Origin of the sequence: Campylobacter curvus (assembly GCF_013372125.1) — a bacterium.
Taxonomy (GTDB): Bacteria; Campylobacterota; Campylobacteria; order Campylobacterales; family Campylobacteraceae; genus Campylobacter_A; species Campylobacter_A curvus.
This window is the reverse complement of sequence record NZ_CP053826.1, coordinates 1,607,483-1,633,812: the sequence shown is the minus strand read 5'-3', so window position 1 is coordinate 1,633,812 and position 26,330 is coordinate 1,607,483. Positions and strand designations below refer to the sequence as shown.

At 44.5% G+C, this 26,330-nt stretch carries 21 protein-coding genes and 1 pseudogene; 15 read left to right on the top strand and 7 right to left on the bottom strand.

Annotated elements, in window-relative coordinates:
* The first annotated feature begins 93 nt into the window (after positions 1–93).
* Positions 94–1,161: a YedE family putative selenium transporter gene (gene yedE, locus CCVT_RS08020; protein ID WP_018136016.1), complete on the top strand. Its 1,068-nt coding sequence runs from the start codon at positions 94–96 to the stop codon at positions 1,159–1,161.
* A 403-nt stretch (positions 1,162–1,564) separates the two neighbouring features.
* On the opposite strand, the gene CCVT_RS08015 is transcribed toward yedE, so the two are convergent.
* From CCVT_RS08015 to CCVT_RS08000, 4 genes are all read right to left on the bottom strand, one after another.
* Positions 1,565–3,214 carry an ABC transporter ATP-binding protein/permease gene (locus CCVT_RS08015; protein ID WP_018136017.1) on the bottom strand — a complete coding sequence of 550 codons (1,650 nt, stop codon included), beginning with the start codon at positions 3,212–3,214 and terminating at the stop codon, positions 1,565–1,567.
* A gap of 51 nt (positions 3,215–3,265) precedes the next feature.
* A complete protein-coding gene (locus tag CCVT_RS08010) occupies positions 3,266–5,482 on the bottom strand; it encodes a TonB-dependent siderophore receptor (protein ID WP_018136018.1) in 2,217 nt (738 codons plus the stop codon).
* Positions 5,483–6,101: 619 nt separating this feature from the next.
* The gene (locus CCVT_RS08005) at positions 6,102–6,536 is read right to left on the bottom strand and encodes a molybdopterin synthase catalytic subunit (protein ID WP_018136019.1); all 435 of its coding nucleotides are present in this window, start codon (positions 6,534–6,536) and stop codon (positions 6,102–6,104) included.
* 1 nt (position 6,537) lies between these two features.
* Positions 6,538–6,765, bottom strand: coding sequence for a MoaD/ThiS family protein (locus CCVT_RS08000; protein WP_018136020.1), 228 nt, complete (start codon positions 6,763–6,765; stop codon positions 6,538–6,540).
* Between the two features lie 93 nt (positions 6,766–6,858).
* Here CCVT_RS08000 and nspC point away from each other — a divergent pair, with 93 nt between their 5' ends.
* The 10 genes and pseudogenes from nspC (at position 6,859) to CCVT_RS07950 (ending at position 18,831) form a co-directional block, all read left to right on the top strand.
* A complete protein-coding gene (gene nspC / locus CCVT_RS07995) occupies positions 6,859–8,001 on the top strand; it encodes a carboxynorspermidine decarboxylase (protein WP_018136021.1) in 1,143 nt (380 codons plus the stop codon).
* Between the two features lie 165 nt (positions 8,002–8,166).
* Positions 8,167–9,111: a formate dehydrogenase subunit gamma gene (locus CCVT_RS07990; RefSeq protein WP_018136022.1), complete on the top strand. Its 945-nt coding sequence runs from the start codon at positions 8,167–8,169 to the stop codon at positions 9,109–9,111.
* A gap of 304 nt (positions 9,112–9,415) precedes the next feature.
* Positions 9,416–9,788, top strand: a pseudogene (locus CCVT_RS07985) (winged helix-turn-helix domain-containing protein); the annotation flags it as partial.
* 136 nt (positions 9,789–9,924) lie between these two features.
* Positions 9,925–10,527: a sulfurtransferase-like selenium metabolism protein YedF gene (yedF, locus tag CCVT_RS07980; protein WP_018136024.1), complete on the top strand. Its 603-nt coding sequence runs from the start codon at positions 9,925–9,927 to the stop codon at positions 10,525–10,527.
* A complete protein-coding gene (gene selD / locus CCVT_RS07975; RefSeq protein WP_081605501.1) occupies positions 10,524–11,564 on the top strand; it encodes a selenide, water dikinase SelD in 1,041 nt (346 codons plus the stop codon). Before yedF ends, selD begins: the two co-directional genes overlap by 4 nt.
* A gap of 82 nt (positions 11,565–11,646) precedes the next feature.
* On the top strand, positions 11,647–15,726 hold the full coding sequence (locus CCVT_RS07970; protein ID WP_018136026.1) for an EAL domain-containing protein: 4,080 nt from the start codon (positions 11,647–11,649) through the stop codon (positions 15,724–15,726).
* Positions 15,719–16,579 carry an ATP phosphoribosyltransferase regulatory subunit gene (locus CCVT_RS07965; protein ID WP_018136027.1) on the top strand — a complete coding sequence of 287 codons (861 nt, stop codon included), beginning with the start codon at positions 15,719–15,721 and terminating at the stop codon, positions 16,577–16,579. The genes CCVT_RS07970 and CCVT_RS07965 overlap by 8 nt, the downstream gene beginning before the upstream one ends.
* Before the next feature lie 14 nt (positions 16,580–16,593).
* The gene (locus CCVT_RS07960; RefSeq protein ID WP_018136028.1) at positions 16,594–17,844 is read left to right on the top strand and encodes an adenylosuccinate synthase; all 1,251 of its coding nucleotides are present in this window, start codon (positions 16,594–16,596) and stop codon (positions 17,842–17,844) included.
* A 41-nt stretch (positions 17,845–17,885) separates the two neighbouring features.
* Positions 17,886–18,272 (top strand): flagellar export protein FliJ, encoded by a 387-nt coding sequence (locus CCVT_RS07955; protein WP_227898158.1) that lies wholly within the window; start codon positions 17,886–17,888, stop codon positions 18,270–18,272.
* Positions 18,265–18,831 (top strand): MotE family protein, encoded by a 567-nt coding sequence (locus CCVT_RS07950; protein WP_018136030.1) that lies wholly within the window; start codon positions 18,265–18,267, stop codon positions 18,829–18,831. The genes CCVT_RS07955 and CCVT_RS07950 overlap by 8 nt, the downstream gene beginning before the upstream one ends.
* Here CCVT_RS07950 and CCVT_RS07945 read toward each other — a convergent pair whose 3' ends face one another.
* Positions 18,832–19,737 carry a LysR family transcriptional regulator gene (locus CCVT_RS07945; RefSeq protein ID WP_009650901.1) on the bottom strand — a complete coding sequence of 302 codons (906 nt, stop codon included), beginning with the start codon at positions 19,735–19,737 and terminating at the stop codon, positions 18,832–18,834.
* Between the two features lie 126 nt (positions 19,738–19,863).
* On the opposite strand from CCVT_RS07945, the gene CCVT_RS07940 reads away from it, so the two are divergent.
* Complete coding sequence (locus CCVT_RS07940; protein ID WP_009650854.1) at positions 19,864–21,390, top strand: flavocytochrome c; 1,527 nt, start codon at positions 19,864–19,866, stop codon at positions 21,388–21,390.
* A 209-nt stretch (positions 21,391–21,599) separates the two neighbouring features.
* Positions 21,600–23,156, top strand: coding sequence for a flavocytochrome c (locus tag CCVT_RS07935; protein ID WP_018136031.1), 1,557 nt, complete (start codon positions 21,600–21,602; stop codon positions 23,154–23,156).
* 24 nt (positions 23,157–23,180) lie between these two features.
* Here CCVT_RS07935 and CCVT_RS07930 read toward each other — a convergent pair whose 3' ends face one another.
* Positions 23,181–23,840 (bottom strand): tRNA threonylcarbamoyladenosine dehydratase, encoded by a 660-nt coding sequence (locus CCVT_RS07930; RefSeq protein ID WP_018136032.1) that lies wholly within the window; start codon positions 23,838–23,840, stop codon positions 23,181–23,183.
* Positions 23,837–24,607 carry a 5'/3'-nucleotidase SurE gene (gene surE / locus CCVT_RS07925; RefSeq protein WP_018136033.1) on the bottom strand — a complete coding sequence of 257 codons (771 nt, stop codon included), beginning with the start codon at positions 24,605–24,607 and terminating at the stop codon, positions 23,837–23,839. Before surE ends, CCVT_RS07930 begins: the two co-directional genes overlap by 4 nt.
* Positions 24,608–24,747: 140 nt before the next feature.
* Here surE and CCVT_RS07920 point away from each other — a divergent pair, with 140 nt between their 5' ends.
* Positions 24,748–25,251: a thioredoxin family protein gene (locus CCVT_RS07920; protein WP_018136034.1), complete on the top strand. Its 504-nt coding sequence runs from the start codon at positions 24,748–24,750 to the stop codon at positions 25,249–25,251.
* A 34-nt stretch (positions 25,252–25,285) separates the two neighbouring features.
* A complete protein-coding gene (lpxB, locus tag CCVT_RS07915) occupies positions 25,286–26,329 on the top strand; it encodes a lipid-A-disaccharide synthase (RefSeq protein ID WP_018136035.1) in 1,044 nt (347 codons plus the stop codon).
* Position 26,330 lies beyond the last annotated feature (1 nt).

Genomic DNA, 26,330 nt, shown 5'->3' with positions numbered 1-26,330 from the left:
AATGGCGCTCGATTTATTACTTTTTTATTTTTGGCGTATTAAAATATCGTTTAAGAAATCAGGTTGATTTTACTTCATTTTTAGGAAAATTTCATGAATTCTACAAAATGGTATGTGATCTCGGGCGGTGCGCTCGGAGTGCTTGGTGCGTTTTTGGTTTTTGCTGGAAACCCCGGCAATATGGGCGTTTGCGCGGCTTGCTTTTTGCGCGACATCACGGGTGCGCTGGGCTTTCATAGAGCCGGCGTCGTGCAGTATGTGCGCCCCGAGATCATCGGGCTCATTTTAGGCGGCTTTTTAGCGAGTCTTTTTTGGACGAAAGAGTTTGCGCCAAGCACGGGTTCATCGCCTTTTACGCGCTTTTTTCTGGGTGTTTTTGCGATGATTGGTTGTCTAGTTTTTCTTGGCTGCCCGTGGAGAGCGTTTTTGCGTCTGGGCGGGGGCGATATGACGGCGATAGCGGGCTTTTTGGGGCTATTTGCGGGCGTGGCGATCGGCGTTTTGCTCAAAAAGCGCGGCTATGAGCTAAGCGAGGGCGAAAGGGCGAATTTTGCCATTGGTATCTTGCCTGCGGTGATCGGCGTTTTGCTGCTTTTGGCACTTGTGTTTGGGCTTAAAATCGGTGAAAACGGGGCGCTATTTACCTCCGCAAAAGGCCCAGGAGCTCAGCACGCGGCGGTGTGGGTCTCGCTCATGGCTGGCGTGATCGTAGGTGGGCTCATGCATAAGAGCAAATTTTGCAGCGTTGGCGCGTTTGGCAGGCTTTTTAGGAAGGATTTTTCGATGTTTAGCGGTATCGTTAGCATCATCCTTTTTGCCAGCATCGCAAATTTAGCGCTCGGGCAGTATAAATTTGGCTTTGAAGGTCAGCCTATCGCGCACAACGACTTTGTTTGGAACTTCCTAGGCATGGTGCTCGCGGGACTTTGTTTTAGCCTGAGCGAGGGGTGTCCTGGCAAGCATCTGGTGCAAATAGGCACGGGCAATCTAAGCTCCGTGATCTTCATCATCGGCATGATGGCCGGTGCTGCGATCGCGCATAACTTTTTACTAGCAAGCAGCGGAGCAGGCATCACTGCTACGGCTCCGTGGACGGTGGCGGCAGGGTTTATTTTTGCTCTATATGTCGGGGTTTTCAACCGCAGAATTCCCAATGCTTAATTCCCCAGCTCGGGTAGATTTTAATTAAAATTTTATCTCCTTGCTGCAATCACGGACGATAAGTCCGCTCATTTGCAAGGAGTAAAATTTTAAATAAACTATATACAATCTGTCTGGAATAGTTTTGAAATTTGCTCCAGAATTTACCACAAATGACGGATTTTAATTTTGATTTCGCTCCCCACGTCAGTCACGTATAGAGCATACGCTTCTTCGTGGGGACAAAATCAAAAGTCAAACTACGCTGATTGTGTCTTGAATATTCTTAAATTCTGCCTATCAATGTCTGGAATATTTTTAAATTTTACTTGTGCGGACTACGGACGATAAGTCTGCTCATTTGCAAAAGGCTTTTTCAAGCGAAGTCAATTTACGAGGCGATAGTTCGTGCTGAATTTAGTCATTATTTGATCTTGATCGCCTCGTCAAATATATCTTTGAGCTCTTCTTGGTGCAGTATCGCCAGTACGCCAAGCTCGTTAAAATCGGCCTTTAAATTTATCAAAAGCTCGCGCGCAGAAGGCGAGTCAAGAGCCGAAGTCGCCTCGTCCATAAACAAAATTTTAGGCTCGTGAAAATAGATCCTCGCAAAACCTACGCGCTGAGCTTCGCCGCCGCTTAAAATTTTGGCGTAGTCTTTACGCTCGTTTAGATCGCTTTTAAATTTCGCCAGTCCCACGCGCTCTAAAATCCGCTCGAATTTCGCGTCCTCATCGCTTGGATCTTGCGGGTAGGCAATGAGCGCTTTTAGACTCATCTTGGCTAGATACGGCTTTTGCGGTAGGAACATCACGCCATCGCGCGGCATCGCCACCAGGCCGTTACCAAACTCCCAGATGCCAGCCAGATACCTAAATACGCTGCTTTTGCCGGCTCCGCTTTTGCCGCTTAGCACGAGCCATTTACCAGGCGTGAGCGTGAAATTTAGACCGCTAGTGAGCACTTTTTGATTTGGCGTCCTCACCTCTAAATTTTCACATTTGACGCTATTTTGAGTGTGATTAAATTCTAAAATTTTATGGCTTTGCTGCGTGGCGTGAGTGAATTTATAGATCCTCTCCACGCTCGCCGCGCAGGTCATGATCTGCTTGTAATAGTCCATAAACCACGCCAAGCCGTCTTGGACGCTATAAAACGCCGAGCGCGCCTGCATCATATCGCCAAAGCTCATCGTACGCGCGAAATATAGCGGCAGCGACGCAAATATCGGGATCAGGTTCGTGATCTTTAGATAGCTGGCAGAGAAGCACTCGAGGCGAAATTCCGTATTCATTATGACGCGCCAGTTTTTCACGATGTCTAAAAAGCCGCCTCTAAAGCGCTCTTTTTCCGCTTTGCTGCCCTTTAAAAACGCGACTGCTTCGGCATTTTCACGAGTGATGAGTAAATTTGCACGATAGTTCGCCTCGACTTGTTGCTTTTCATAGTTGAGGCCTTTTAAATTTTTACCGATGAGGTGCGTTATAAGCGAGCAAACGAGCGTGTAGATGACGGCGATATAGACTAAAAAGCCGCTCATCGTTATGTCGTATCCAAAGAGGGTGAAATTTACGACCTTTGACGCCTCCCACAAGATCGCGGTAAAGGCGACCAGCTTTGAGAGGTTGTAGACTAGGGACTTGACTAAATTTATGCTCATATCAGCTAGAAGTAGGCTGTCCTCGGCGATACGCTGGTCCGGGTTATCAAAGCTTTCGTTTTGTGAGAGACGGTAAAAATTCGCATTTTGCAGCCAGAGATTTTCCATTTTATCGCTTAGACTCTCTCGCCATGAGATCACGAGCAGCTTTTTAAACCAGCTGCCAAGCACTATGAAAAGCACGATAAATGCGGTATAAATGAGAAATTCGCCCACAAGTGGCAAGATGAGCTCTTTTTGAAAGTTACTCAAGGCGTCGTAAAATTTCTTGTCCCAGGCGTTCATGAGGGTGGCGACCTTGACGATAGCGAGGCTAAAGCCAAGCGTTAGAGCGAGCATGAGCCACGCTTTTATCGCGTCTTTTTTAAACCAATACCAGCTTATGATCTCGAAAAAATGCTTTAATGTATCCAAAATTTGACCCTGAATTTAGCTTTGGGATTTTACAACCCCAAAGCTAAAATTTTAGTAAGTGTAGTTAAGCGTAAGCATGAAATTTCGCGGATCGCCGTAATAGTTATTTTGTCCAGCAAGTCTATTTTGGGTATTTTTAAAGTATTTTTTATCCGTTATATTTCTAACCGCCAAGTTGATGTTGAAATTTTTATTTATGTAATAATTAACATTTGCGTCCCAAAGCGTGTAAGCCTTTTGTGCTGGCACATAGTTAGAATACGTTGTGTTGTATTGACTAGCTGTTTTGCTTTGGTATCTTATGCCAGTTCCTAGCACTACCTTTTGCTGACTTGCGATAGGTATTTCATAGCTTGTATAGAGTTTTAGTAGATGCCTAGGTATGTATTTTTTAGCATCTGCGCCTTTTGAGTAGTCCGTTCTAGCATTATTTTGCTCTGTCTCCATATATACGCTTTTATTAAAGGTATATCCGGTAAATACATTCCAGTGTTCATTGATCGCGCCTTGTATCTCCGCATCGATACCACGACTTCTTATTTTGCCTTCGGCTATTGAGTAGTCTGTGTTTATCGGATCAACTGCTGGTCTATTTTTTTGTATGACTTGGAAAAACGCAAGGCTGGTATTTAACGCTCCGTCAAGAAATTCTCCTTTTAATCCGGTTTCTAAGTTGTAGCCAACATACGGATCAAGTAGTTTTCTATCGCGAGTTTCATTTGTTTGTGGTTTAAAGATTTCAGCGTAGCTAACATACCAAGATAAATTTTTCGTAAAGTCCCAAACTAAACCAGCATAAGGTGTAAAGTGAGTATTTTTTGGTGAGTTTCGCTTGCCTGAATATAAAGGGTAAAATTTATAGTCGTGCTGATATCTGTCATACTCCACTCTAGCATATCGCCCGCCGATCAATAGATGCCACGTATCCGTAAAATTATATCGTGTGCCTAGGCTTAGGGCACGCTGATTGATTTTTGTGGTTTGCGTGTAGTCTTCTGCCAGTATGCCTCTATTATCCCAGTCTGGCTCAGGTATAGCCGACATACTCCAATTGTAAATTCCTATGCCATAAACGCTTAAAGCTTGATTTGGAGTCCATTTTCTGTTAGTTACAAATTTTTCATGAGACATAGAGCCATTGATAAAAAAGTCATGCTTTTGCCCGAAAAGCTCATATTTACCGTCAAATCCTGCTTGTAAATTAAACTCTTTCGAGTCGTTGTCATACTTTATGCGTCTTATAGTATGCGAATTCGTTCCGTTGTAGGCACTGCCATTGCCGCCCATCGCTCCAAATTTTGTCATACCTTCGCTATCTGTATAGTTTGCTCTGATGTAGGCTTTAAGATCATCGTTAAATTGATGTGAAAGTTCGCTATATACATTAAATTTTTCATATATTGTTTTATCCCAGTTTGACCCGAAGTAACTCTTGCGGTCTAAATTTAGCCTATTGCCATCTTTGTCAAAGAAAGGTATTCCATAAATATCGCGAACGCCTCTTGTTTTCTGCCACAAAAAGCCAACCGTTAAAAGCGTTTTATCGGTGATATCAAATTCAAGTGATCCGTTGATCGCCTCTCTATATCCATTTTTATAGTTTTTAAATGAGCCGGTTTTGCCTAAAATACCTATCAAGCGTCCTCTTATGGTGCTGTCTTTGTTTAGACCATTTGTAATATCAAACATGCCACGATAGTTATCCCAACTACCCATACTTAAGCTAGTATTAAAACCAAATTCGCCGCTTGGACGTTTGCGGACTAAATTTACCGTTCCACCCGGTTCACCATTGCTTTGTGTAAGCCCTGCAACACCACGTAACACTTCTATCCTATCGTAAAATTCAAGATCGGTAAATTCCTTTGTTTGTCCGACTGGGCCAAAAACAGAGGTTGAAACAGAAGAGGCGAGACCATCTTCTTGGATATTATCAATATAAAATCCGCGAGAGACGATCCTGTCTGTACCGGCATCGTTATTTAAAGATACTCCTGTTGCGTAGCTTGAAAGCGCATCTTCGGCTTTGTTTAAATTCATGTCTTTTATGATTTGATTTGACACGACGCTGACAGATTGCGGTGTCTCGCGGATACTTAAATTTAGCCCCGTTGCGGTGCTCATATTGCCCGTTGTGTATGAGCCAGTGCCTTCCGTCGTAGAGAGGTTGCCGTAAGTCGTTACCTCGCTTAAATTTACATCATCGGTAGCTAAAGCGAAATTTGACATCAGGCAAATCGACAGTGCTAAGGATAATTTGTATTTCATATTTCCTCCTTTGATTTTAATAATGATTATTGACGGAATTATATTATTCCCAAATTAAATTTCAATAAAAAATTAACTTTAAATTTACACTAGATGGTAAAATAGCTTAAAAAGGCGATTGAAGCTTCGTTTTTAAAAATTTTGAAATGATGAAAAATGATAAATTCATGTCATCTTGATAATTTAAAATTTATGAATATGTTATTTTATATAAAGGCTTCTGTTACAATATTTCATTGATTTTCAGCTTTCAAAGCAGGAGAATGCGAACAGCATTCGAGTAAAAACCTTGTGAAGCGACGCTATCGCCGCCGATTTTTACTTCGTGCTACGCACTCGTAACGAGACTTCGCTACGAGGACAGGGAGGCGGTAGCTGGCCGCGGTCTGCTTGCAGTTGCGAGTGGCGAGTGCAACGAAGCAAAAAATCGTGCTATATGTTCGGCTACTCGCTCCCGCATAAACGCTGTTTGCGTCTGTGCTAGGTCGCTCCTGGAGTGAGCAAGGTTTTTGCTTCACTTCGTTCGCAACTGCAAAGCAGAAGCAAAGCAAGTGTCAATGATTTATTATAACAGAGCCATTAAATTTAAAGCCAGCTTGGCGGGCTTAGCTTTGCTGCTTTAGGCTAAGATCCCAGCCCCTTTTATCATGTGGCTGCGCTCTTTGGCGTAAATTCGCTCGCCGCCCACGACGTCGTATTTCCAGATGGGCGCGTTTGCTTTGAAGTCCTCGACAAAGTCGTTTATGAGCGCGAGTGCGACCTTTCGCTGCGGGCTCACGACCCCTGCGACATAGGAGCTCGTATGCACTGCCACATCGCCCTTTGAGTGAGCAAAGAGCACCCACGCGCCTTGCGCCGCCGCCTTTTGCTCCCAGCCTTTTAGCCACTTCTCTAAAATGGGCTCATAGATGTCAAAGCTTAGCGCGCTGATGCCGTCCTCTTCGCGCACGATACCCACAAAAGTGATGAGCGCGCCGCAGTTTTTATCTTTAAATTCGTCGTACCAGCGGTTCGTGATCGCTTTTACATCGAGGCTTCCTTCGTAAATTTCCATTTTAGCCTCCGCAAACCGGCGGCAAGATCGAAATTTTATCCCCGTCTTTCAGCGGTGTCTCGAGTGACGTCACCACTTCGTCATTCACGGCTACGGCACAGATTTGCAGCCACTCTTTGAGATCAAGCTCGTTAAAGCCTTTGAGTGCATCTTTTAGCTCGCCTAAATTTGACGCCTCAAGCTTGATATTTTCAAATTTTATCGGTCCTAAAAACTCGACTTCGACCATAAATTTACCCTCATTATTAAAAATTTTTCTTGATTTTACTTAAAAAAAAATTTAGATATACTTATTTTCTATTTTTATGAGAGAAAGTGGATAATGAACGAAATTTTAAACGATATCAAAACCCCGGCTTACGTTTGCGAGGAGGCGAAACTTCGCGCAAATTTAGAGCTTTTAAAGCACGTCAAAGACGAGAGCGGGGCTAAAATTTTAGTCGCCCTCAAGGGCTTTGCGCTAAGCGGCGTGATGGATATGATCAGCCGTTATCTCGACGGAGCGACGGCTAGCGGGCTATATGAGGCGAAATTTGCAAAGGATTTCATAAAAGGCGAGATACACACCTATTCGCCGGCGTTTAAGGACGAAGAGATAGATGAGATTTTAAGCCTTTCAAGGCACGTAGTCTTCAACTCGCTAAATCAATGGCGTAAATTTAAAGACAAAGCCCTTGCTAGCGGCGTCTCGTGCGGGCTTCGCATAAATCCCGGAAGCTCGGCCTCGCCGACAGACGCGTATAATCCTTGCGCGAGATTTAGCCGTCTTGGCATCACGAGGGCGAATTTAGACAAATTCGACAGTCTTGATGGTATCGAGGGGCTACATTTTCACGCACTTTGCGAGGAGAGTGCGGAGAGTCTGGAGACCGTATTGATGAGCTTTGAGGAGAAATTCGGCTCTGAAATTTCAAAGATGAAATGGGTAAATTTTGGCGGCGGACATCACATCACAAGGGCCGATTATAACGTCCAGCTTTTGATAAATTTGATCAAAAATTTCCGCGAGAGATATGGCGTAGAGGTTTATTTGGAGCCCGGTGAAGCGGTAGGCTGGCAGACCGGATTTTTGATAGCTAGCGTGCTTGACATCGTGGAAAACGAGAAAAATATCGCGATCCTTGACACCTCGGCCGAAGCGCATATGCCAGATACGATCTTGATGCCCTATCGTCCGGCGGTGCGTGGCGAAAGCAGGAGCGGTAAATTTAGTTACCGATTTGGCGGAAATACCTGCCTAGCCGGCGATATCGTAGGGCAAGATGCCGGAAATGCGGACTATAAATTTAACGAGCCTCTAAAGATCGGCGACAAGGTCATCTTTGAGGATCAGATACACTACACGATCGTGAAAAACACAACTTTTAACGGTATAAAACTGCCTGATCTGCTACTTTTGAAGGAAAATGGCGAGATCGAAATTTTAAGAAAATTCGGCTACGACGAATACAAAAGGCGAAATTAAGTTTAAATTAAATTTACAAAGTAACATTTTTTACTAAAGATTTACTTGTGGTAACATCTGATATAATACGCAAGATTTGTCGAGTTCGGTCAGCGCAAGATCATGTAATGCAAAGACATTAAATAATCTCCGACTTGAAAGATCGCTATTTACAAAGGACAGAGTATGAGAGTATTTTTTGCTTTTATCTCCTGTATGATGAGCCTTTTTGCCCATGAAATGCCAACGGGAACTAACCAGTACGACAGCAATGTCTGGGCGGCGGCGAGGATCGAGAATATCAAGCCTTATGAAGACGGGCTTGGGCCGATTTTTACTTTTATTCAGGGGAACGACTACTTCGCTTACGGCGTTGTAATGCTTATTTTGGCGGTTATTTGTGCATTTACCTTGCATTTTTTGATAATCGGACCAAAGCACTTCAGCCACGACGGCAAAAAGGTTTACGCCTTTAGCATGATAGAAAGGATCGCTCACGGTATGGCTGCGATCTCGTGGATAGTGCTCGTGCCGACTGGTATCATAATGATGTGGGGTAGCACATTTGGCGGTGGAACTTTTGTTGATACTATGCAAAATTTACACGTTTTTGCTACGGTTTTGTTTGCGATCTCTATCAGCCCGATGCTACTTCTTTGGACTAGAAGGATGCTGCCGACTATATATGACATCAGATGGATGCTGATCGTAGGCGGCTATCTTTCAAAGAAAAAGCGCCCTGTGCCAGCAGGTAAATTTAACGCCGGACAAAAGGCGTGGTACTGGGTAGCGATACCTGGCGGCTTGGTCATGATAGCAACCGGTGCGGCTATGTATTTTCTTGATTTTTCGACGCCAAACGTTTCTACTTGGGTTGGAACGGCGCAGATAAATATCCTTCGATGGAGCGTTTTGATCCACAATGTGCTTGGCATCGTGTGTGCGGTCTTTTTCCTGGTGCATATCTACATGGCGGCTATCGCGATCCATGGGGCTATTTGGTCGATGATCAACGGCTACAAGGAAGAAGAAGAAGTTTATGTGCTTCACCACTACTGGTATCAAGAGCTTATAGCTAAAAATAAGATCCCGGTATCAGACTACGAAAAAGTCTATAACAAACTAAGCTAAATTCCAGGCTTCGTCTATACGGGCGAAGCCTTTCTTTTTTATCGTTTTTATTTAAAAATTTTTACTATCTTAATCGCGTAGTTCAAACTCTAGAAGCGACGATTTACAAGATAGCTTCATCTTTATCACAGATACTGCTTTGCTCGAATGCTGCTTATTTTTTAGATATCGATCACCCCTGAAGCGAGTGAAATTTGCGAAGCTGTCATGATAAAATATCGATATTTTCGTGTAAAAGAGCTAAAATTTATAAAAAATGGCGTAAAATTCGCTCTAGATTGTCGTATACCTTTTATTTTCGGACAAAGGGGAGAAAATGATAGTAAAGACGAAGACCTGGATAGAAAACAGCGAAGGGGGAGCTGCTGTTTGGAAAGGGCAAAACGCAGGTGCTTGAAGTCATAGCGCAAGTTGGCTCCATAGCCAAAGCAGCTGAAATTTTGGGCATGAACTACAAAAAATGCTGGACGCATCTAAAAATTTTGGCTCAAAATTTAGACGAAGAGCTGGTAAACACGAAGCGAGGAGGCAAAGAGGACGCCGGCACTACGCTAAATCCTCGTGCTTATGAGCTTATAAACGCTTATAAACAGCTTCAGTATGATATTGAAGAGTATGCAAATAAGCGCTTTAAGGAGCTGTTTTTGGATAAGCAAAAAGCCAAAGCAAACGAATAAAACGACTAGTCAAAGCCGCTAAATTTTCATCATTTAGCGCCATTACTAGCGCCAAAAAAGAGCAAAATTTAAAATTTTTTTGGATATAATCACGGCAAGTTTCAAGGTTTGAAAAACGAAAACATAAAGGAAAAACATGCAACTAGACTGCAGAAATTTGGCTTGTCCAGAGCCTGTCATCAAAACCAAAAACGCTATCGGCGGACTAAAAGAGGGCGAAGAGCTTGAAATTTTACTAAATTCCGTGGCTTCTTTTGAAAACGTCTCGAAATTCCTGGCCTCACAAGGACAAAATTTCAAACGAGAAGAGCTTGGTGGCGGCGAATACGTCATCAAGGCTATTAAAAGCGGCGAAATAAACGAACAGATCGACGCTAGCAAATATGTCTGCGAGCCGATCGGTAAAAACGCTAAAAAGGTCATATATCTAAACGAGGATCGCGCCGGCAGCGGAGCCGTAGGCGAGGTGCTACTATCAAAATTTTTAGGCGGATTTGCTCAGATCGACAACAAACCTTACGCCGTAGTCTGCGTGAATACGGCCGTCAAAATGACTACCGACAGATCTCATCCTAGCTTCAAGCCGCTTCGCGACCTTGAAAGCCTCGGAGTCAAGATATTTTCTTGCGGTAGCTGCTTGGAGGCTTACGGGCTTGTCGATAAACTAAGCATTGGCGAGATGACCAACGCTTATGAAGTGGCTGAAATTTTAAGCAAATATGACGAGATAAAGTTGTGATTTACACGAACAAAAAGCTGACAAAATTCGTCCGCGCTGCGGGTTGAGCTGCCAAACTTGACCCGGCGGGTCTACACAAAAGTATTGGCGGACTGAATTTGTCGCACCCGGATCTACTCACCAGGACCGATACCAACGAAGATGCGAGCGTTTTTAAACTGACTGACGACCTCGCACTCGTGCAAACGCTTGACTTCATCACTCCGGTCGTTGACGATCCGTATCTTTATGGACAGATCGCCGCGGCAAACTCGCTAAGCGATGTATTCGCGATGGGCGCACAGGTCATAAACGCGCTAAATATCGTGGGCTTTGACAGTTGCAACCTTGATGATGAAATTTTAAGCCAGATCATGCAAGGCGGGCTTAGCAAAGTGCGCGAGTGCGGTGGCGTCATCGTCGGTGGTCACAGTATCGCTACACCGGAGATGTACTACGGACTTAGCGTCACAGGCCAAGTGCATCCTAAGAAATTTTGGGCTAACTATACCTCTAAGGCTGGCGATACGCTCATTCTTACAAAGCCGCTTGGCATGGGAGCTTTAAGTACCGCGATAAAGGCCGATATGCTAAATTTAGAGCAGATAAAAGAGGCTGCGGGGTATATGTCTCAGCTAAATTTTTATGCCGTGGGCGCGATGGAAGGCATAAGAGTAAATGCCGCGACTGATGTCACGGGGTTTGGCTTTTTGGGGCATCTTAGCGAAATGGGGCGAGATGATATAAGCTTTGAAATTTTTACTCGTGATGTACCTATTTTAGCCAGTGCACGCGAAGTCGCGTCGATAGGGCTACTACCAGCTGGAAGCTATAAAAACCTAGAATTTTGCGCTAAATTTTTAAACATAGACGCAAATGACGCCGATATACTGCTATTTGACGCGCAAACTTCGGGCGGTCTGCTTCTGGCCGTAGACGCAAACGATACCCAAAAAGCGCTAAAGCGCCTAAAAGAGGCAGGATACGAGATGACCAGCGTAGTCGGCACCGTAAATGAGCGCAAACTCGGTCAAAATCTCATAAATTTAAAGCCTTAAAAACCCCTATAAGCTAAAACAAGCAAAATTTCGCTAAAATCCTCGCTTAAAGCTTAAGTTTAACAACAAGGTTTCGGAGTCTATGCTACAAAATAAAAAAAGCAGACCTAGCTCTTGGATAATCAAAAATTTTCACGCTAAAAATTTACTCGCTTTACTCGCCTTTTTAGCCCTCGCATCGTTTATATATAGCGCTGCAAAAAGCGACGTCAGATACGAGGTGAGCACCCTAAATTCAAACATCCAAAGCTCTATTAGGCGAAATTTAGATATCATCCAAAACGACCTTTACGTAAGGGCTCAAAAGATAGATAGCGGTCTTTTGAGCGAAGAAGCAGCCATGAGCGATGCGAGCTTGAGCGAACTATACAATGCCGTTTATATCGTAGATGCGAACTCCACTCTGCGTTACTCGCGCGAATTTACAGGCGCTCACGAGCTTAAAAATTTCGATCTTCCTTGGCTCGATGCGCTTGCTAAAAAGCCTTTCATGGTCTCTAGCCGCGCGTATAAGGGCGGACGAGCCGAGGCGATATATGCGGCTTTTAGATTGGATCACGGCAAAAGATTGATCGTGGAGTTAAATTTAAAACTTTTAAGCGTCAGTATAAGCAACGCCATCAGTCAAAGCAGCGATATCGCCTTTTTGTGTGATAAAAACGGCAACCTCTTAAGCGATGAATTCAGTAGATTTTTCAAACGAAGTAAATACATAAAATATCTTAGTCTAGGAGATGAATTTGGCGAGAGCAAGACGATATTTTCGCCAACGGATATGAGCCTTGAAGTGATCGATTATATGAAGGATTATGAAATTTTCGTCATCACCGGCTCTACTAAAAATAATGAAATTTTAGCTCAATGCCTACTTTTGGCCGTATCGATATTTTGTTTCGCGGCTTTTGTGCTGCTTTGGATCAAGGACACGGCATTTACTAAAAAAAATATATCGGCCCCGCTGCAAGACATACTGGAGTTTTTAAGAAATCGGAGCAAAAAGGCAGATACTAAATTTGCCGTAAGCGAGCTTGAGGAGATAAATGAAAGCGTAGAAGCGCTTTATGAAAAGATAGACGAGGCGAATTTAGCCCTTGAGAGCTACAAAAGCAGGTTTGGCTATGTGTTCGAGCAGGGCTCTTTAAATATCCTGGTCTACGACGCATACACGGGCGATATAGTCGATGTCAGCAGCAACCTACTAAAAGCAACCGGCTACACGCGCGAACAGATACTAAATTTAAATATAAAAGACCTCGTGTATTCTAGCTTCAGCGATATGGTCTATTACAGAAGAGAGGCCATCGAAAACGGCAAGCCCTTTAAGCTAAAAGCCGTGTTCAAAAACGGGCAGATAAGAGACATAAGCGTCATGGACTCGCCCATAGAGCTAAAGGGACAAAGGCTAAATTTCGTCGTTGCCAAAGACATCACTGACGAGCAAAACGCGAGCAGGAACGACGAGATCATCAAAAACTATATGTTCGTCTCTCCTAGCGTCATCATGATCGCCCAAAAAGACGAGCCTTTCATCATCACTCAAAGCACAAATAACGCAAATTTGGTATTTAACATAAAAGATGACGTGCCTATCGATCTAAGAGCGCTTGTCTGCGGCGAGAATCTCAATGAATTTATAAATGCCATAGAGGTCGCCAAAAAGCTCTTCGTGATGGGAGATGGTAGCAAAGAGACGCTTGATTTTATCGTAAAAATGACCGGCAGAGGCGGCCAAAAGACGCCTTTTAAGGTTTATGTGAAATTTATCCTAAACGAGGAGAACGAATTTGACAAGATCGTCTACTCTTTTAGCGATCTAAGCGATCTTGCAAAGCTTCAAGAAAGATACGACGCCGATCAAAAAAGCTTTAAAAACATACTCTGGGCGAGCGAAGCAGTCGTCTTTTCATGGAGTAAAACAAGCGGTGTCATGCAGGTAGACGATGGATTTGCAAAGATGCTAGGCTTTAACGACGCAAACGAGCTTGGAGTGCTTGATTTCAAGCGTTTTAAGGCCTTGCTGGCAGGTAGCTACGCGAGTTTCGAGCAGCTTTTTGAAGGCATGAGGTTTGATGAGAGCGTCTATTTTGGCGAGTTGAAATTTCACGCTAAGGATAAAAGCGCAGTTTATATCGGCGTGAGGGCGCGGGCTTTAGAATTTGACGAAAACGGCGAAGCGTGTCTGATCAAGGGTGCGTTTAAAAATTTGACTCAGCAAAATCAAGCCCTCATCTATCAAGATCTGCTTTGCAAGCTGTTTTCTTACGCCAAAGAGGGCGTGGCTACTTTAAGCGCCGATCTTAAGATCATAGACGCGAACGACGCGTTTTGTCAGATGTGCGGCTACGAGAGAGATGAAATTTTAGCCAAAGACGTAGCTTTCATAAAGCCCGGTCTAAGCGGCCTCACGCAGGATATGACGAAGGCGGCCAAAGGCGGCTTTTGGCAGAGTAAAATTTTAAATAAAAACAAAAACGGCGAGAATAGATTCGAGCTGGCGCGCCTAGCACCGCTAAATGACGTGCAAGGAGGGCTTTTTTGCTACGTTTTGCTGGTCTCAAATATAAACGATATCGAGTCAAATCAAGACTACCTCGAATACATCGCCTATCACGATCCGCTCACCAGACTGCCAAATAGAATTTTATTCACGCGCAAGCTTGAGGACATGATAGGCAAAAACGACAAGCATATCGCGATCGCCTATCTTGATATGGACGGATTTAAGGGTATAAACGACACATACGGTCATCAGGCCGGAGATAAATTTTTGACTGAAATTTCAAGCGGCATCGATAGGCTCTTTGACGAGAGGGATATGTTTGCGCGTATCGGTGGAGACGAGTTTGTGGCCATCATCGTCTATAAAAACGCGGGCGAAGTTTATGAGATCGTGCAAAATATGCTACGCATCGCCTCAAGCGAGGTCTGGTATGAAAACGTGAAGCTTCAAATCAGTGCGAGCATAGGCGTTAGTATGGCAAGCTTAGCGCAAACAAGCGCTGAAAACCTACTCGAGCAAGCAGACTGGGCGATGTATCAAGCAAAGCTTGGCGGGAAAAATCGATACTATGTGTTTGACGCGAGCAAGGATAGGAATTTTAAAAACCAATACGAAGAGGCCTCAAAGATACTAAAAGCGCTTAGAGACGATGAAATTTTCCTCGAATATCAGCCCGAGATCGACATCAAAATGGGCAAAATTTTAAGCTACGAGGCACTCATCAGGTGGCAAAGCGAGGGGCGCGTCATCTATCCGGACGACTTTTTGCCACTTATCAAAAAGCAATACATCATCGACGATATCGCGCTTTTTTCTATCAAAAAGGCGCTTGAAGCGCAAATTTTATGGAGCAAAAACGGCAAAGACGCCAAAGCTTGCGTGAATTTAAATATCGAGCAGCTTTGTTCGGATGAATTTTTCGCGAAATTTAAAGAGCTGGCAAATGCCGATAAAAGGCTAAATTTTGGCGAGCTCGTCATCGATATAGTCGACGCTAACGCTGTAAAAGACCTACAGCCGGCTCAAAAGGCGCTGCAAAGATACAAGCGCTTTGGCGTGCGTTTCGTGCTTGATGACTTTGCGTCGCATTCGAGCTCTTTTGAAGCCCTCGGGATGCTTAAAGTCGAGCGTTTTAAGGTAGATAAACAGCTCTCGCGTCAGGCCTTTGACTCTAAGGCTTCGATAATGACGCTACGCATGATAAAGCAGATCTCGGATGTTTTTGGTCTTAAGGCGACGATCAAGAACATCGAGGATAAAAAGACGCTTGAAATTTTATGCGGATTTGGGTTTGAGTGCTTTCAGGGTAACTTTTTCACAAAGCCGCTTAGACTGGACGAGGCGCTAAGGTATGAATTTAAGGGCATTGATGGGCTAGATCTAAAGCGTCATATCGATGATGCGCAGTTTGAGCGACTAAAAGAGTGCGTAGAGCTAAAAGAGTGCGCTCTTGAGATCGTCTCGTGGCTGCAAAACGAGGAAAATTTAAACGAGGACATAAAAGACGAGATAGTTAAAAAGATACGAAGTCAAAATCCATACGAGCGAATTTGCGCTTTGTTAAAGCGGGCTTTAAGCGCTCAAAGCAAAGACGAGGCGCTTAGGCTAGCAAACGAAGCAAACGCGATGTGCGATGAAATTTTAAAGGATATGAATGAGTGAAAATATACAAAATTTAAACGTTTATGAGCATGAGATCCCGGTGGGTAGTCGGCTTTATTTTGGCAAAAGCGCGAAGCTAAAAAGGCGCATCGAGCAAAAGGCGAGCGAAATTTTAGAAAACGAGGGCTTTAGCGAGATAGTGACGCCGTTTTTCTCGTATCATCAGCACCTTAGCGTCAATGCCACGCAGCTGCTGCGCTTCAGCGATAGTGCAAACCACCAAATAAGCCTGCGTGCCGATAGCACCGTCGATGTCGTGCGTATCGTGCTAAGGAGGCTAAAGGGCGACATCAACAAAAGATGGTTTTACATCCAGCCGGTTTTCCGCTATCCAAGCTCGGAGATCTATCAGATCGGAGCCGAGCTGATCGGTGAAAGCGACGTTTCAAAGAGCGTAAAGATCGTCGCGCAGCTACTGGAGGAGCTGAAATTTGAAGCGTTTTTGCAGCTTAGCAATATAGAGATCCCGCGTGCGGTGTGCAAAATTTTAAATTTGCCGATCGAAATTTTTGAAAAGGGGCAGATAGAGCAAATTTTAGCTCAAGATGTCGCTTGGCTGAGCCGTTTGGCGTTATTAAAGACCCCTGGCGAGCTTAGCGAGATGATACCTCTCGTGCCAGGTGAGTTGAAAGCGCCGCTTGAAAGTTTAAAAGAGCTTGCAAATTCGTTGAAATATAAAAATTTAAGAATAGTTCCGCTATATTACTCGAAAATGAGATATTACGATAAGCTGTTTTTTAGATTTTTAAGCGCCAACGCCATATTGGCAGGCGGCGGAAACTATGAGATAGACGGCATTTCAAGCAGTGGCTTTGCGGTTTATACCGATGCGTTGATAGAACAATCAAATTAATCTAAGGATACAAGATGAGGAAAGCGGATTTAGTAGTAGGCGTTCAATGGGGCGATGAAGGCAAGGGCAAGATAGTCGATATGCTGGGGCTTAACTACGATATGATCTGTCGTTCGCAAGGCGGTCATAACGCGGGTCATACGATATGGGTCGATGGCGTGAGATATGCTATGCACCTCATACCAAGCGGAATTTTACACAAAAATATCGTAAACGTCATCGGTAACGGCGTCGTCGTCAGTCCTGATGTTTTGATAGACGAGATGGCGCAGTTTGACCATCTTGAGGGCAGATTTTATATAAGCGACAGGGCGCATTTGAATTTGACTCATCACGGCTTGATAGATCAGGCCAAAGAGCGTCTAAAAGGCGATAAAGCCATCGGGACTACAGGCAAAGGCATAGGGCCTACGTATGCGGATAAAATAAGTCGCAGCGGTCATAGAGTGGGCGAACTGCTCGAGCCTGAGAGGCTTTGCGAGGCCTTGATGAGCGACTTTGAGATGAACAAAAGCCTATTTAACGCGCTTGGAGTGAAGATCCCAAATCACGACGAGCTTTTAGAGGAGCTGAAACGATACAAAGAGGCGCTGGCTCCGTATATCACGAATACTACAAGGCTCGTTTGGAAGGCACTTGACGATGGTAAGAAAGTGCTGCTAGAAGGCGCTCAAGGCACATTGCTTGACATCGATCACGGCACGTATCCATACGTCACCAGCTCAAATACCATAAGTGCCGGCGCTTGCACCGGACTTGGACTAAACCCAAAAGAGATAGGCGAAGTCATCGGCGTCATCAAAGCCTATACGACTCGCGTGGGTTTTGGGCCGTTCCCTACCGAGGATAAGGGTAGCGACGGAGATAAAATGTGTGAGGTCGGTAAAGAATTTGGCACTACGACAGGTAGGCGCAGGAGATGCGGCTGGTTTGATGCAGTCAGCGTAAAATACGCTTCAAGACTCGATGCGGTCGATAAATACGCGCTAATGAAGCTTGACGTGCTAGACGGCTTTGAGGTGGTTAAAATTTGCAAAGCCTATCAATACAACGGCGAGACGATAGACTACGTCCCGACCGATCTTGAAAATGTCACTCCGATCTACGAGGATCTCGAGGGCTGGGATAGTGTCAAAGGCGTGACAAGGTATGACGACCTGCCAAAAAATGCCAAACACTACATAGAGCGCATCGAAGAGCTGACTGGTGTAAAGGTGGGACTGATATCGACAAGCCCTGAAAGAAGTGATACTATCATTAGATGAAGAGCAAATTTTCCAGCGTCGTCCGCGTCAAAAAGCAGATGATGGACAAAATCGAAGTGAGACTCGTCGCATCGCGGCTAAATGTGCGAAGGCTGGAGGCTAGCCTCAAGGCGGTTCGAGGCAAGCTAGATGAGTTTGATCTGCCAAAAAGCGGCAATGCAAACGATCTAAAAGGGGATTTGGAGCTTTTAAAGATTATGCGAGATGAGCTTGCTTCATATAAAGAGCAGCTCGAGCTTGCCAAAAAAGAGGTGGCTCACTTCGAGCATCAGTATAAAAACGCGAATTTAGAGTATGAGAAGATGAAATACCTTGAAAAAGAGGACTTCAAGCGTGAGATAAAGCGTATCGAAAGAGCCGAGTCCTTAGCGCTTGATGAGTTTGCGGTCATAAAATTTGCCACCAAAGATAAGGCCGTAGATGCGTAGATTGCTTGCATTTTTGCTTGTTTTAAATTTTGCTTTTGCGTATGATGTTCCGGTTGATTGCACGCAAATTTTTGAAGCCAGGAAAGATGAAATTCTAAAAGAGCTCGAGGTCATCGACGAGCAGCGTCAAGCGCTGGAAGCGTTTCGTGCCAGCGCGCAAGCAGCCTACGAAGAGGGGCTAAAAAAGCTCGCTCAAAAAGAAGCCGACATAAACGCGACCATGAAAACGCTGGAGCAAAAGCGTAAAGAGATAGACGATCAAGTGGCTAAAAACGATAAAATTTTGACCCAGCTTCGCACGATGACGACCGATAAAGTCAATGAGTCCTACTCCAAAATGAAAGATCAAGCCGCCGCGGACGTGCTCTCACAGATGAGCCGCGCACAGGCCGCTAGCATCATGTATGCGCTAGAGCCAAAGAAAATTTCGACCGTCATGGCAAAAATGGATCCCAAAACCGCCTCCGAGATCACGACTTTGCTGACTAAGGGGCCGCCATTTAACGATGATAACGAGTCTAGCATAGATACACCGGCCGGTAGCCTCAATATACGCTGATCATCCCTTTTGCAGGGCGATATCTAAAAATTCTTTCTCGATACGCGAAAGCTTTTTGTCTTTTTTATACGCCAGTACGAGCGTTCTTTTAAGCAGTGGTTCATCGATATCAAAAGTAATTATGTCGGCTTTTCTGCTTTCTTTTATTGATTGAGGTAACATGAAAGATATGCCGATATTTGAGGCTATCATGTCGCTTGTAATGTCTAGCGTGTCACTCTCGCAAAAAATATTTGGTAAAAAGTCAAAATTCTTAAAAATTTCATTATATGTTGGACAGGTTTTATGTACCTGATTTGGTATTATAAATTTTTCGTTTCTTAAATTCGTTATAGAAATTTTCTTGTTTTTATCTATTAAAGTTTTGAAATTTTGTACGAGCGGGTGTGATTTAGACATCGCCAAAACCATGTTTTGCTCTTTTATAGCCTTATATTTAAGTCCGTCTAAATTTGTCGGCAAAACTAAAAATCCGATATCGATATCGCCATCAAGTAACATCTTTTTGACTTCTAATGTCGAATTTACTTGTTTTATTTTGATATTTGCACTTAGAAATTTTTTATAAATTTTGGGCAAAATATCCGACATTAGAGCGTAAGCGAACTGAGAAATGCCTATATTGATGCTATTTATCGTTTTTATATTGGAATATTTATTTAATTGAGTCATCAAATCGTTATAAATTTCAAGTATGGATTTCGTTTTTTTATAATACATTTCTCCTGCATCGGTAAGGCTTATAGGAGACTGTGAACGATTAAATAATGTCACACCAAGCTGCTTTTCTAAACTTAAAATGCTTTTGCTAAGTGTCGGCTGAGAAATTTTAAGCTTTCTTGCAGCCTTTGTAAAGCTCTTTTCCTCGGCTACTTTTATCACTATTTGCATTTGTTTAAAATTCATTTTTTTATCCTTTCGTGCATCATAGCTAAAAAGCTATCAAGATATGATAAATTCGCATTTGACATAAAGTAAAATTTGAATTATTATCCATGTAAATTTATCTTTTTATATCTTAAAGGAGTAGTCATGTCAAGTATCTCTAGGAGAAATTTCGTCAAAATGAGTGTGGCTGGTGCGGGTATGCTTGCATTAAGCGGGCTAGATACACAAGCGGCATTAAATCAAAAAGACGTCAAATTTGATGAAGAATTCGACGTTGTTATTGTTGGCTCCGGTTTTGCAGGGCTTGCTGCGGCAATATCGGCCGCTAAGAGAGGTAAAAACGTATTAGTGGTCGAAAAAATGGGGCGAGTCGGTGGCAACTCTGTAATAAATGGTGGCCAAATCGCTGTGCATAATAACGATCTTCAAAAACGTGATGGGATTAAAGATAGTAAAGAGCTATTCGTGAAAGATATTTTAAGTGCCGGTAAGGTAAACCATCCCTCTCTTGTAAACGTTTTAGTCGATAGAGATATGGATACTTTTAAATTTGCCGTAGAAAATGGAGCTAAATTTTCGGATAAGCTTTATTTTGCGGGAGGACATAGTGTGGCAAGGTCGTATCATACCGAAAATGAAAGTGGTTCTGGTATCATACAGCCTTTTGCAAATGTCATAAAAGATATGCCAAACGCACAGATAAGAACCAGAACTAAATTTGATAAATTTATTATCGATGAAAGTGGCAAGATCATAGGCGTAGCCATAAGAGAAAATTATAAATTCGATGCCAAACTTTTCCACGACGATACGCAAAATTTAGAAGGAGACAAGAAATTTATAAAAGTAAAAAACGGTGTTATCCTAGCAAGTGGTGGATTTTCAAATGATAAAATTTTTAGGCAAGTTCAAAATCCTGCGATAGTGCCGACTACCGATAGCACAAATCACCCGGGATCTAGTGCAGGAGCGATGATAGAAGGGTTTAAGTTGGGAGCTATGCCGATTTTGGTAGGTCAAATTTTATATAGCCATGTAAAATGTCCCGATGAAAAAGGTAATGGCATAGGAAGCCCGTTTGCTTCGGGTTGCTTTACTTATGGTATGTCGGTAAATGCAAAAACGGGCAAGCGATATGTAAATGAGCTTGCCTCAAGAAGGATCGTTAGCGAAGCGATGTTTAATGTGATAGGTAGCGATGAAAATTATCCTATACACATAATGGATAGTGATGGTGCAGCTATGCTAAAAGATGGCGTTTTAGAAAGAACTATGCAAAGTGGTATCGTAAAGAAATTCGATACGCTTGAAGCTTTGGCGAAAAATTATAAGATTGAAGTTCAGCCATTTTTGAATGAGGTTGAGAGGTATAATAGTTTTGTAAAAAGCGGCAAAGATGATGACTTTAAAAAACCAATAGAGATAACAAAAGGTATTACGATAACCAAGCCGCCATTTTACGCTATGCGCGGTACTCCTAAGCTTCACAGCACGATGGGCGGATTAACGATCAATGAAAAAGCTCAAGTTTTAGGTTTTGATAATAAACCTATAGATGGTCTTTATGCAGCCGGTGAAGTCACGGGTGGAGTTTGGGGACTTAGCAGACTCGGAAATATCGGCACGCTAAGCTGCCTAGCCTTTGGTATGATAGCTGGAGAAAATATATAACAAGAGGCGTAAATCGCCTCTTGATAATTAACCGTCCAAACAATAAAACATACTGATCATCCCTTTTGCAGTGCAATATCTAAAAATTCTTTCTCGATACGCGAAAGCTTTTTATCTTTTTTATACGCGATAAATTTAAACCATTTTTAACATTTGAGTGCTAGACTTAGCTTTAAATTTGATACAAATTTTCTCATAAGGAGCGGATTATGAAACGAAGCGATGTTTCAAGGCGTGATGTGCTAAAGATGAGCCTCGTAGGTGCCGGTGCGATAGCACTTGGCAGCGTGCAGGCCGGAGCGATAGAGAGTGCAAAGGACGTGAAATTCGACGAAGAATACGATGTCATCGTCATAGGCTCGGGCTTTGCAGGTTCGATGGCGACGCTTCAGGCTTTAAAGCGCGGCTTAAAAGTGCTGATGGTCGAGAAAATGGGGCGTGCAGGCGGAAATTCCGTCATCAACGCTGGAAATATGTGCGTGCCAAACAGCGAATTTCAAAAAGCTGCGGGCATAAAGGATAGCAAAGAGGTTTTCATCGCCGACTGCCTAAAAGACGGGCTAAATTTAAACCATGTCGATTTGCTGAGCGTGATCTATGAGCGCGCCAACGACGCTTTTGAATACCTAAAAAGCATCGGCGTCGAGTTCTCGGGCAAGGTGATCTCATCTAGCGGCCACTCGCTAAAGCGAGCCGTGCAGGCTAAAAACTCCAGCGGCTCGGGCTACATCCAGCCGATGCACAAGCTGATAGAAGAAAACGCGAACGCGACCGTGAAAAAGCGAACGAAATTCGATGATTTCATTGTGGATGACAGCGGCCGCGTCGTAGGCATAGTGGCTAGGGAAAACTATAAATTTGAAAATAACGCGGCAAGCGACGATAAGGAAAACAAAAGCGGCGACGTAAAGCGCTTCGGTGCGAAAAAGGGCGTCATTTTAGCCGCCGGCGGATACAGCTCGGATAAGTGGTTTCGCGCGCAACAAGTGCCGTATCTAAAGACAAACATCGATACCGTGAGCCAACCGGGAGCCACCGCAGGAGCGCTCATAGCCGCTATGAAGCTTGGTGCAAATCCCTTGCAGCTTAGCTGGATACAGCTAAATCCCTACACCAACCCGACAGAAAAGGGCTTTGGCACCTCGGCACTCTTTACGAACCACTGCAGCAACGACTACGGACTAAGTGTCGATGCGAAAACGGGCAAGCGCTTCATGAACGAGCACGCAGGGCGCAAGATCAAATGCGACGCGATATTTAAAGTGATGGCTGAGAGCGAGAAAAACGACAACTATCCCGTAAACATCTGCGATCAAGCCGCAGTCGATATAAACAGCCCTGCCTATACCTCAAAAGGCGTAGAGGCGGGCTCGATAAAGAAATTTGACACGCTCGAAGAGCTCGCCAAAGCCTACAACATCCCGGTCGAACCGTTTTTAAAGACCGTCAAGGACTTCAACGAATACGTAAAAGCGGGCAAAGATCCGGAATTTGGCAAGCCGCTTAAAAAAGATGACGTGCAGGGCATCGACGTTTCAAAACCGCCGTTTTACGCCAGCCTAAGCACGCCAAAGATTTTATACTGCATGGGCGGCGTGGAGATAAACACCAAGGCGCAGGTCATCTCGGCAACTACGCAAGAGCCGATCGCGGGGCTTTACGCGGCGGGCGAGATCACCGGCGGCGTGCATGGAGCTAGCAGGCTTGGCACGATGAGTATGGCTGATTGTATGGTGTTTGGCATGGTCGCAGGGGAGAATATCTAAATTTAGTTTGGCTTGAGACCGGTCTCAAGCCAAATTTAAAATTTTCCTCACCGCAAGGCTGGCTAAATTTAGCCCGAAGCACGCGGTCACGCCCATGAAGCTGCCAAGCGGCTTGCAAAGCGGCGCTTCGGTCGAAAATACCACCTCAAAATCCCCCTTAAAGCCCGATCTTTTAAGCTCGTAGCGGTATTTCCTGGCGAGTGGATCGACCGAGGTCTTCCACACGCTAGCGATCTTGATCTTGGCAGGATCGATCCTCTTAGCCCCGCCCATTGAGGCTATGAATTTTGACGTATCTACGGCGTTTGCCAGCGCGATCTTTGCACTCATATCATCGATCGCATCGATGACGACGTCAAATTCATCAAAGCTAAATTTTGCTATGAATTCAGGTGTCATCAGCTCTTTTACGGCATGCACGCACTCATATCTTTTTGCAAATTCGCCGACCTTGACCGCACCTACGGCCTCGCTATAAATTTGGCGATTTTGATTTGTCACGTCAAATACGTCTTTATCGATTGCCGTTATCTCGCCCACGCCGCTTCTAGCAAGCGCGTCCATGCACATGCCGCCCACACCGCCTACACCGCAAACTAGCACCTTTGCGCGTTTTAGTCTGTCAAAATTTTCATCACCAAACAGCCAGCGCACGCGTGTGTATCTATCGATGGCATCGTTCATTGAAAGCTCTTTTTTAAATTTTCCAGGCTCGCATGCGCCGTCATGTCAAGCTGTATAGGCGTGAGGCTGGCAAAGCCGTCGTTTATCACGCTGATGTCGCTTATCTGCTCCTCTTCGTAGTCAAGTGCGGCGTTGCCCAGCCAGTAATACTCGACTCCGCGCGGGTTGCGATTTAGCGTCGCGTGAGTGGCGTAGCAGCGACGACCGGCAGGCGCTACCTTGTATCCTTTGAAGTCTCTGGCCGCCACGGCCGGGATATTGACGTTTAAAAACTGCCTTTGCGGCAGGCAAATTTCACCCTCCAGTACGCGCGGAACGATAAATTTCACGATCTGGCAAGCTAAAGAAAAGCCAAGCTCTTCGATGGAGTTGTTTTTATAAAATTGCGAGAAAGCGATGCTCTTTATGCCCTGTAAAACGCCCTCCATCGCCGCTCCGCAAGTGCCCGAATAGGTGATGTCCTCGCCTAAATTTGCGCCGTGATTTATGCCCGAGATCACGAGATCGGGCTTTTTTTGATAGAGTGCGTGGAGTGCCAAATAGACGCAGTCGCTGGGCGTAGCGTCGTCAAGCTTGAAAAAGTTGTCGTCGATCTTGATGAAGCGAAGCGGCTTTGTGAGCGTGAGGGAGTGAGCGCAGGCTGATTTTTCGGAGCTTGGAGCGACTATCGTCACATTTACGTCAGGGATCTGCCTTAGTGCACCGGCAAGCTCGTGAAGCCCCTTAGCCTCGAAACCATCGTCGTTTGTGATTAAAATTTCTTTCAAATTCCGCCTTTAAATTTTTGGGGATTTTAGCACAGCTTTTGTTAGGTCTGGGTAAAACAAGGCAAAAACGTAGCTAGAGCCGATTTTTAGAATTTAAAGAAAATTTGCGTATAATCTCGTGAAATATGACGGAGAGCCTTATGTTTAAAATTTTTAAAATTTTGCTTTTTTGTGCGGTCGTTTTTTGTGGCTGCAACGACGAGAAAAGCACGATGAACTACGATAAAAACGCTATCCCGCTTGACATCACGAGCGTGGATATGAAATACATAAAATCTAAAAAAATGCCCGCTATCTTGGACTTTGGCGCTGATGATTGCGAGTATTGCGTAAAAATGAGACCTACTTTAGAGCGGCTGAACAAAGCGCTTCAGGGCAAGGCTATACTGCATTTTGCGGACATCGGCAAGAGGCCGGAGCTCGCGAAAAATTTGCCCGTTAAATTTATCCCGACGCAAATTTTTATAAATGCCGACGGCTCGGCGTTTGAGCCTAGTGAAATTTTAGAGCGTTCTTTAAATTTACAAAAGATCTACGCTAAAAACGACCCCTCAAAGCATCTTTACACCATCCACGAGGGCGAGCTAAAGCAAGAGGATCTGCTCGATATCCTCGCTCAAATGGGTGTCAAGGTGAGCTTGTGAGAGCGAGCGTTTCGGGCTCAAACGAGGATCTTTAATGAGAAAAATTTTAGTTTGCGCCCTTGAGCCCTCGGCAAATTTACACCTCAAAGAGATACTTGCAAATTTTGACGAGCCTTACGAGCTAGTCGGTATCTTCAGCGAAAATTTAGGCTCGCCATATATGAAAAGCAGCGAGTTTTCGGCGATGGGCTTTGTCGAGATTTTGCCTCTCATCTTTAAAGCCAAACGCGCGATGAAGCAAATGAAAGAGTTTGCCAAAGAGGTCGATGCGGTGCTGCTGATAGACAGCCCGGCCTTTAACCTGCCTCTAGCGCGCGCGATAAAGGAAGCCTGCATAAAAACGCCGATCACATATTACATCTTGCCGCAGGTTTGGGCGTGGAAGCCTAAACGCGTAGTGATCGTGCAGAGGTATTGCGATCATTTGGCTTCGATCTTGCCGTTTGACGCGAAATTTTACGACCGCGCGACATACGTGGGCCATCCGCTGCTTGATGAGATAAAGGTGAGAAAAACGGCGCTTGAGCGAAGCGGCAAGGTCGCGTTTTTGCCCGGCTCAAGAAAGTCCGAGATCACGCGGCTGATGCCTATTTACAAAGAGCTGGCAAGAGATATCGACGCTAAAAAACTACTCGTCGTGCCGCCTTTTTTGTTAGGAAAGATAGACGAGCTTTATGGCGATGTGAGCGGGTTTGAGATCGTTACCGACACGCCAAGCGCACTTATTGAAAGCGAATTTGCCTTTATCTGCTCCGGGACCGCCACGCTTGAGGCCGCGCTTATCGGCACACCTTTTGTTTTGGCCTATAAAGCCAAGGCTATCGACGTTTTTATCGCGAGGAGATTTGTAAAGGTAAAGCATGCCGGGCTTGCCAACATCATGTTTGACTTTATGCAAAAGCCCGCCTTGCACGAGGAATTTATTCAAGAGGACGCGACCGCACGGAATCTACTGAGTGCCTATGAGCGTTGCGACAGGGCGAAATTTTTAAGCGGCTGCGAGGAGCTACGGGCGTATCTAGGCCATGGCAGTGCCAAAAACGTGGTCAAAATTTTAAAAAATCAAAATTTGGAGTGAA

What these genes read in the sequence shown, in the direction of transcription:
- yedE (WP_018136016.1), top strand. Translation starts at nt 94, where the DNA reads ATGAATTCTACAAAATGGTATGTGATCTCGGGCGGTGCGCTCGGAGTG.
- CCVT_RS08010 (WP_018136018.1), bottom strand. Translation starts at nt 5,482, where the DNA reads ATGAAATACAAATTATCCTTAGCACTGTCGATTTGCCTGATGTCAAAT.
- CCVT_RS08005 (WP_018136019.1), bottom strand. Translation starts at nt 6,536, where the DNA reads ATGGAAATTTACGAAGGAAGCCTCGATGTAAAAGCGATCACGAACCGC.
- CCVT_RS08000 (WP_018136020.1), bottom strand. Translation starts at nt 6,765, where the DNA reads ATGGTCGAAGTCGAGTTTTTAGGACCGATAAAATTTGAAAATATCAAG.
- nspC (WP_018136021.1), top strand. Translation starts at nt 6,859, where the DNA reads ATGAACGAAATTTTAAACGATATCAAAACCCCGGCTTACGTTTGCGAG.
- CCVT_RS07990 (WP_018136022.1), top strand. Translation starts at nt 8,167, where the DNA reads ATGAGAGTATTTTTTGCTTTTATCTCCTGTATGATGAGCCTTTTTGCC.
- yedF (WP_018136024.1), top strand. Translation starts at nt 9,925, where the DNA reads ATGCAACTAGACTGCAGAAATTTGGCTTGTCCAGAGCCTGTCATCAAA.
- CCVT_RS07970 (WP_018136026.1), top strand. Translation starts at nt 11,647, where the DNA reads ATGCTACAAAATAAAAAAAGCAGACCTAGCTCTTGGATAATCAAAAAT.
- CCVT_RS07965 (WP_018136027.1), top strand. Translation starts at nt 15,719, where the DNA reads ATGAGTGAAAATATACAAAATTTAAACGTTTATGAGCATGAGATCCCG.
- CCVT_RS07960 (WP_018136028.1), top strand. Translation starts at nt 16,594, where the DNA reads ATGAGGAAAGCGGATTTAGTAGTAGGCGTTCAATGGGGCGATGAAGGC.
- CCVT_RS07955 (WP_227898158.1), top strand. Translation starts at nt 17,886, where the DNA reads ATGGACAAAATCGAAGTGAGACTCGTCGCATCGCGGCTAAATGTGCGA.
- CCVT_RS07950 (WP_018136030.1), top strand. Translation starts at nt 18,265, where the DNA reads ATGCGTAGATTGCTTGCATTTTTGCTTGTTTTAAATTTTGCTTTTGCG.
- CCVT_RS07945 (WP_009650901.1), bottom strand. Translation starts at nt 19,737, where the DNA reads ATGAATTTTAAACAAATGCAAATAGTGATAAAAGTAGCCGAGGAAAAG.
- CCVT_RS07940 (WP_009650854.1), top strand. Translation starts at nt 19,864, where the DNA reads ATGTCAAGTATCTCTAGGAGAAATTTCGTCAAAATGAGTGTGGCTGGT.
- CCVT_RS07935 (WP_018136031.1), top strand. Translation starts at nt 21,600, where the DNA reads ATGAAACGAAGCGATGTTTCAAGGCGTGATGTGCTAAAGATGAGCCTC.
- CCVT_RS07930 (WP_018136032.1), bottom strand. Translation starts at nt 23,840, where the DNA reads ATGAACGATGCCATCGATAGATACACACGCGTGCGCTGGCTGTTTGGT.
- CCVT_RS07920 (WP_018136034.1), top strand. Translation starts at nt 24,748, where the DNA reads ATGTTTAAAATTTTTAAAATTTTGCTTTTTTGTGCGGTCGTTTTTTGT.
- lpxB (WP_018136035.1), top strand. Translation starts at nt 25,286, where the DNA reads ATGAGAAAAATTTTAGTTTGCGCCCTTGAGCCCTCGGCAAATTTACAC.